The organism is Streptomyces sp. NPDC059456, assembly GCF_042750055.1.
Lineage (GTDB): Bacteria > Actinomycetota > Actinomycetes > Streptomycetales > Streptomycetaceae > Streptomyces.
In genome coordinates this window covers 1-2,009 of the sequence record NZ_JBHYVA010000404.1, presented here as the reverse complement: position 1 = coordinate 2,009, position 2,009 = coordinate 1, and the positions used below count along the sequence as shown (strand labels likewise).

The 2,009-nt window shown below is 75.5% G+C and carries 3 protein-coding genes; all 3 read left to right on the top strand.

Going from position 1 to position 2,009, the window contains the following annotated elements; translation table 11 throughout:
* On the top strand, positions 1-604 hold a 604-nt coding region (locus ACFXA3_RS28305; RefSeq protein WP_385191296.1), incomplete at its 5' end, for an extracellular solute-binding protein.
* 37 nt (positions 605-641) lie between these two features.
* The gene (locus tag ACFXA3_RS28300) at positions 642-878 is read left to right on the top strand and encodes a DUF3263 domain-containing protein (protein ID WP_054225735.1); all 237 of its coding nucleotides are present in this window, start codon (positions 642-644) and stop codon (positions 876-878) included.
* Between the two features lie 159 nt (positions 879-1,037).
* Positions 1,038-1,886, top strand: coding sequence for a trehalose-phosphatase (gene otsB, locus ACFXA3_RS28295; RefSeq protein ID WP_385191295.1), 849 nt, complete (start codon positions 1,038-1,040; stop codon positions 1,884-1,886).
* Positions 1,887-2,009: the final 123 nt, after the last annotated feature.

Genomic DNA, 2,009 nt, shown 5'->3' with positions numbered 1-2,009 from the left:
TAGCGACACCCGGGACAACGTAAACACATTCGTGTTCCGGCGCCAAACGGGGGTCGCCCGGGGGCTGCCCGGCCCCTCGGAGCCGTCGAAGACGGACCGGCAGGCCGCCTTCGACGCCTTCACGCGCGGCGAGGTCGGCATGCTCAACGGCCACCCCACGCTGCTGAAGCAGGCGGCGGCCAAGGGCGTGAAGTTCGGCATGGTGGCCCTGCCGGGCGAGGACGGGGCCGACCACCCCGCGATGGGCGTCGCGGACTGGGTGATGGCCTTCAAGAACGGCCACCGCAAGGAGTCCGGCAAGTTCCTCGACTACCTGTACCAGGCGAAGAACCAGACGGCCTTCACCAACAAGTACGACCTGCTGCCGGTCACGACCAGCGGCTACCGGGCCATGGACTCCAGCACCGGCGGCGCGGCGATCCAGCTCAAGACGTTCCTGCAGGCCCTGCCGAACGCCCGCCTCTACCCGGTCGGCAAGAAGTCCTGGGCCGGGGTGAGCGAGGACGTCAAGAAGAACATCGGCAAGACCGTGCAGCCGGGCGGACAGCCGGCGAAGGTCCTGGAGGACATCGCCGAGTCGGCCCGCAAGGCCGACGCCCACTGACCGGCCCGCTGTCGGAGGGCGGCGTTAATCTGGCGGTATGACGGACGACGAGGGGCTGACGGCCACCGAGGCCGCGGTCCTCGCGTACGAGGGACGCACCTGGCCCGGGCCCGGCGCCAAGGAGCGGGCGATACGGGAAGGGCTGGGGATGACCCCGGTCCGCTACTACCAGCTGCTCAACGTGCTGATGGACGATCCGCGGGCCCTGGCCCACGCACCCGGCACCGTCAACCGGCTGCGCCGCATCCGCGAAGCCCAGCGGGCCCGGCGCTGACGGCCGCCGCACCCCCGGCCGGGGCGCCGGGCCCCCGAGCGGCCCCGGCGGGGGCCGCACGGCGCGGGCCCGCGGACCGGCCCGGCGGGGCCCTTCACGGCGCGGGCGGGGCTGCGCGCGCCGTAGCCGTGGCCCGGCGCGCCCGTTAGGGTCGTCCCCATGGGGAGCCATCCGCACAGCATGCCGATGCCCGTCACCGCCGCCGGACGCGAGGGACTCGAAGCCCTCCTCCGCGCACCGCGCCGTTCCGTGGTCGCGCTCGACTTCGACGGCACCCTCGCCGACATCGTCCCGGACCCCGACCAGGCACGGGCCCACCCCGGAGCCGTCGGGGCCCTGTCCGCCCTGGCCCCGGAGGTCGCCTCCGTGGCCGTGATCACCGGTCGCCCCGCGGGGGTCGCGGTCCGCTACGGGGGCTTCGCCGGCGCCGCCGGACTGGAGCACCTGGTCGTCCTCGGCCACTACGGGGCCGAACGCTGGGACGCGGTGACCGGCATCGTCCACGCCCCGGCCGAGCACCCCGGGGTCGCCGCCGTACGGGCGGAACTGCCCGGCTTCCTGGACTCCATCGGAGCCTGGCGCGGCACCTGGATCGAGGAGAAGGGCCGGGCCCTGGCCGTCCACACCCGGCGGGCCGCCGACCCGGACGCCGCCTTCGCCGCCCTGCGCGAACCCCTGGCCGAGCTGGCGGCGCGCCACGGACTGATGGTGGAGCCGGGGCGGGCGGTCCTGGAGCTGCGGCCGCCGGGGATGGACAAGGGCGTGGCCCTGACCGAGTACCTGGCGGAGACGGGCGCCGAAGCGGTCCTGTACGCGGGGGACGACCTGGGCGACCTCGCGGCGTACGCGGCGGTGGAGAAGCTGCGGACGGACGGCATGCCGGGGCTGCTGGTGGCCAGCGGATCGGCCGAGGTCCCCGAACTCGCCACCCGCGCCGACCTGGTCCTGAACGGTCCCTCCGAGGTGGTCGCCTTCCTGTCCGCCCTGGCCGGGGCGATCCGCGCCTGACGGAGCGGGCGCGGCGCCGCCGCGGGGGCGCCGCCCTCGCGACGCGCCCGCGCCCTCCCCCGGCAACCGCTCGGGGGACCCCCGGCGCCTCACGCGCCGGCGCGGGCCCTCATGCACCCGTAC

Excerpts from the sequence above, each read along its gene's own strand:
- otsB (WP_385191295.1), top strand. The coding sequence starts at position 1,038 with ATGGGGAGCCATCCGCACAGCATGCCGATGCCCGTCACCGCCGCCGGA.
- ACFXA3_RS28300 (WP_054225735.1), top strand. The coding sequence starts at position 642 with ATGACGGACGACGAGGGGCTGACGGCCACCGAGGCCGCGGTCCTCGCG.